The 4,822-nt window shown below is 31.9% G+C and carries 3 protein-coding genes; all 3 read left to right on the forward strand.

The features are described from left to right. Positions 1 to 1,316 (forward strand): hypothetical protein (locus H3S74_RS12375; protein ID WP_198248019.1); only part of this gene is annotated, 1,316 nt, incomplete at its 5' end. A gap of 1,206 nt (positions 1,317 to 2,522) precedes the next feature. Next, positions 2,523 to 3,776, forward strand: coding sequence for a hypothetical protein (locus tag H3S74_RS12380; protein ID WP_198248020.1), 1,254 nt, complete (start codon positions 2,523 to 2,525; stop codon positions 3,774 to 3,776). Between the two features lie 444 nt (positions 3,777 to 4,220). Continuing rightward, positions 4,221 to 4,822, forward strand: a 602-nt coding sequence (locus H3S74_RS12385) for a hypothetical protein (protein WP_198248021.1), incomplete at its 3' end; no start/stop codon positions are given.

Genomic DNA, 4,822 nt, shown 5'->3' on the forward strand with positions numbered 1-4,822 from the left:
CACCGTATAACTATTTTGGTGATGATGATGGCGATGGTTATGATGATGTAACCGGTGAAGTTATCGCAACAGCGAGTGGTGATATTGGCGTTAAATGGGAAAATATTAATGGTATTGATGTGACCGACACAGTTAAAAACAATGCCCATAGTAAGTTTATTGAATGTGATAGTCCTTATAAATTAACCATAACCGCAAGTAATGGAGAATTAAATACCCTATATGGTGCGCCGAACAAAAGTAGTTTTATGGGCGGTAGCCATAGTTATTATATAAATCCTAAAGTCGAACCCCATGTCTGTTATGCCCAACCAAGTCCATTATTTGATGATGGTTCTCAATTATACGCAGGTAATATGGATTTGCTTGATGGGCCTGGCTGGGATTCGAGTACGATTGACTGGGATTATAGAGGTTATCCAAGTAAAGGATTTAAGATTAATGGCGCACGTAATAGTGGTAATTATGATGGTAAAAGTTCGGTTTATAAAAATAATTTTCCAAGTACAGGGTCTAATGGATTATATTTTTATTTGTTATTGGCAGGAATAAGTCCAGAAGCAGTGATTACAGCCAATGGCAGTAACATAAGTGCTGTAGAAGGTGGCAATGTCAGCTTAAGCTTAAGTACGGGAATAACTCTCTGGGATCATCGAAGCGGTGTGCTGGATGATTTTTCAACAATGTTCCCTTATCTATCCCCATTATATGGTGTCCCACAAAAAGGATTAAAGATAACCTTAAATGGTCCTCGTGCAACGTCTAATGATAAGAGTTTTAGTCCTTCGACATTTAGGCTGTATGCCGATAGTGGAAAAAGTAAAATACTTTATGAATTTAAGTTGATGCGTTGGTATATTCCTACCGATATAGTCTATCAAAATGTTATTACTGAAGAAAATGTACCGATGTATCAAGCAAAAGGTCAAGAAGAGTGTCGTCGTTTAGGTAAAGGTTATCGGTTAACCGAAATGTATGATTTGACCTATGACGTCTATTGGGAGATGAAAGCAACTTTTGGTCCTATAGTAGGCTCTGCTCTTCGTCAGTTAAGTTACCGTAAAGATGGCGAATGGGTCAGTGGAATAATTAATGAGTGGGGATGTTTATATAACAATAGTCGTTCGAGGTGTCGCAATTATCCTGATAGTGATTGGTTACATTCTAATTATTTGATTGCCACTACAGTAATTAAGGAAGTTAAATCTTGGAAAGAGAAGCGTAAAGTACCTTCATGGAATGTATTGGCGGAAGGTGGGGAGGCTGAGTCCCTCGGTAGCTTAACACCTTATTATATAGCTTGTGTTTCTCCTTAACAGCTATAAGAAGTTTAACAATTAAATTAAAATATTATCCATTGTATTGAGATTTATATGTGAGATTTTAAATAGATACTCTTAAAACATTAATCTTACAATCTTAATATAAGGGGATATTGTTATATAAAGGAGGTTTATTTTTTTACGCGTTTATAATGAGGGTAGTTTTATTGTTACAACATTATAGGCATGAATTAAAAGTAAGATTTTCACAATAAAAAAACATACAATGTTAGAACAAGATATGCAGTGTTTTAATCTTACCTTACATCATCAACAAATCAATTAATCAAGTATTTGGCAACCGGATAGCGAGCCTGCTGAAGTTGATTTAGCCTTTATTAAAAGTCTAAAAATGACATTATTAAAGATTGAACATTGTATTATTAATCCATTTTAATGAAAAGTTTTTGCGAATCAGTGGTTAAAATTTGCCATATATTTGTTTTTTCTAAATTAGCAAAAATTTTTACTCAGACCTCCATTAATAAACCAACAATTGTTAACTTTACTTTACATAACTTGACAAAATTTAACATTATAAAGTTTGATATAGTTAAATACTTTAATTATGATTTTATCAAATTTAGATATTTCTATTTAAATAAAACAAATGGATAAGCGGGTGTTTGAAGATGCTAGACGTAGTTGTTTATAGGCAAGACAGCTAAAATTACATAATTAAGCAATCAAAAGTTATCAACACCTCTTTATCAACATTTATTTATTACTAAATTTTTATCCATAAAAAACAAGTCGTTAAAGTGATTGTTTTATAAACAATATTTATAAGTATGTTGGGTATGATTTCTCAATTAATAACGCTAAGCGACCTGATAATAAAGTTGTAGGATTTGTCTAGTTAAAAGTAACCACTGATAGTCTTGCATTTAATATTTTTACTACTACCTTCTAAAAATTGATCTGCAGCACATAGAAATTAACTATGTAATTTTAAAGAATAGTAATCAAATTTTTATCAATTTTGATTGTAATTGGTTTCTACTAAATTGGAATGTTTCATCAAAAGGAGTCATGTTTTTGCGATTTTATCATCAAAGATATCCTATCTTCACTATAGCGTGTTGTACATCATTAAATTCTATAACATCGGAATTATTAAAAATAAGATCTAATAATTTTGTTAATAGTTATGACAATTACAAACCTTATTTTGCTTTTAAAACATGGCTTTTGGGGTTTATGTTGCTATTTCTTTTTTCAAATGCCGAGTGTTTAACTGTAAAAACAGTAAATGTGATTACTGGCAATGCTCCGTATTTATCGTTTGATGGTAGAAATCGAGCCTTAAATACCGAACCACTGCTTTGGCTTAGATTATCAAACGGTTTGGTTTATCAGCCATATCAAGATCGTTCAAATTACAACAATCCAATAAAGCTACCTGAGTCAGTTGCGAAAGTGAAGGATATCCAAACTATTGTACCATTTAATAATTATCCTAGTATTAGCTTAAGTAACATTATAGCCACTAATAATTATTTTAATGATATTGATGGCGATAGCGGAATTAGTTCATCTGGAACCTTAAATGTTACGTGGCGAGATGTTAATAATAATGACATCACTAATTGGGTTAAAAATAATCGGGAGGCATATTTATCAATTGTTAACGCACCCTATAAACTTACCATTTCGTCTACAAGTGGACGTTTATCAACGCGTTATGGACTTCCACAATCAAGTGATATAAGCAATTTTCAGGGGGCTAGTCATACTTATTATTTTTCCCCTGAAGCTAATGGGCGAGCCATAAAGACACGCTCTGATTCATGGGAATATCCTGTAAATCGTAATCAATGGAATAATTTTCCAACTACTGGAGGTGATGGACTTAATTATACATTAGTGCTTGATAAAATCAGCCCAGAAGAAGTGATAGCTATCAATGGTAGTACTATATATCCCGAATCAGGCAAAGGTGTAAATTTATCTTTGTGGAGAGATTCAATTAATGAAGTAGGGATAAGACTAAATGGACCTAAAATAATTGGTGGAGGAAGGTCAACAAAAAAAGGTGTGGCGATAATTGGTTCGGGTAAAGTGGATAAGAAATTTGGTATTTCAAGTTTTGTACTTTATGCTGATAAAGAACGTAAAACAGTTCTGTATAAATTTAGAATAGGTACTTGGTTTATTAATACAAATCGTTTTGAAACCAAAAAAACTCATAATCCTACACCTCCTAAGTATTGTAATTATGAAGGCTATAACTTGCCATCGCCTAGACTATTTAGTAATTTTTATTTAAATCGACCAACGACATCACAAACATTTAGAGAATTAGGTCGACTATATTCTGAATGGGGACAACATGTTGGTAGTTGGCAAATTACGGATCGAGTGATGACTTCTGGTGGTGAGGTTATTCAAGAGGGCGTTATACGAGGTAGTTTTTCAGGCGAAAGATTACGTATGATTTGTGCTACAAGGTGATCACAGAACAATTAAGCGAGTAATTGCCAAATAAGGTTTGTTAACTATATTTTGCTCAAGTTTCCACCTGAACTTTATTTCTCAATCAATAATCTTATTAGCGACTAAATGGTTAATTTTCAGAATTAGCATCGATTTGTGCTGTATTAACAGCCTAAAAAAGTATTTTTTATAGTTTAATATTAACTTATTAATTAACTATGATAAAAATTTTTTTCGCGACAGTAACTAAAATTAACAATATTTTAGTATTTATAAAAGTCAGCTAAAAATTTTTTCAAATTTGTAACATAAAATCAAAGCGTTTTAGTTCAACTTTTCTTTACATTATTTGACAAAATTTAATATTATAAAATTTGATATGGTTAATGATATTATTTACACTTTTCTTATAAAATTGATTTTTCGCAATAAAAACACAATACTTTTACAAAGGATTGATATATGTTATCAAGTAGTTGTTTAGTAACTAACCATAAATTGGGATTATTTAACCGATTAATTGCTGCAATGTTAGCAATATATTTGCCTCAGCATCAACATTCATTTTTTTCTTTTAAAGATTTATTTACTGTTAACCTCTTGTTTTTTAGAGTCAATTTTATAAACCCTTTTTTTTGTTTAAAACCGATGCTAATAAATGTATTGGTTATAAATAGTTTATTAACCCTTTCAATTAATTCGACATATGCATTAAATACCAGTACGGTTAATGTAATTAATGGTAGTGCTCCTTATCTTACCAATGATGGAGGTATGACAAAAGCAGATAGTACGGAAAGTTTGTTGGGTATAACTTTATCCGATGGAACAGTCATCAATGCTTCAAATGATGAATCCAGTCTAGTAACTCCAATCGAGTTACCGAGTCAAGACGATACTTATGCGAGTATCCAAACTATCGTTCCGTTACCGGCAGCAGGTAATAGTAGTTATCCTAGAGTAAATATTATTGATTTACTGAAAGCACCGTATAACTATTTTGGTGATGATGATGGCGATGGTTATGATGATGTAACCGGTGAAGTTATCGCAACAGCGAGTGG

This window comes from Gilliamella sp. W8126, from assembly GCF_016102185.1.
GTDB lineage: Bacteria > Pseudomonadota > Gammaproteobacteria > Enterobacterales > Orbaceae > Gilliamella > Gilliamella apis_A.

Bases quoted from the DNA above. Each gene is read 5' to 3' on its own strand.
- H3S74_RS12380 (WP_198248020.1), top strand. From the start codon at position 2,523: ATGTTGCTATTTCTTTTTTCAAATGCCGAGTGTTTAACTGTAAAAACA.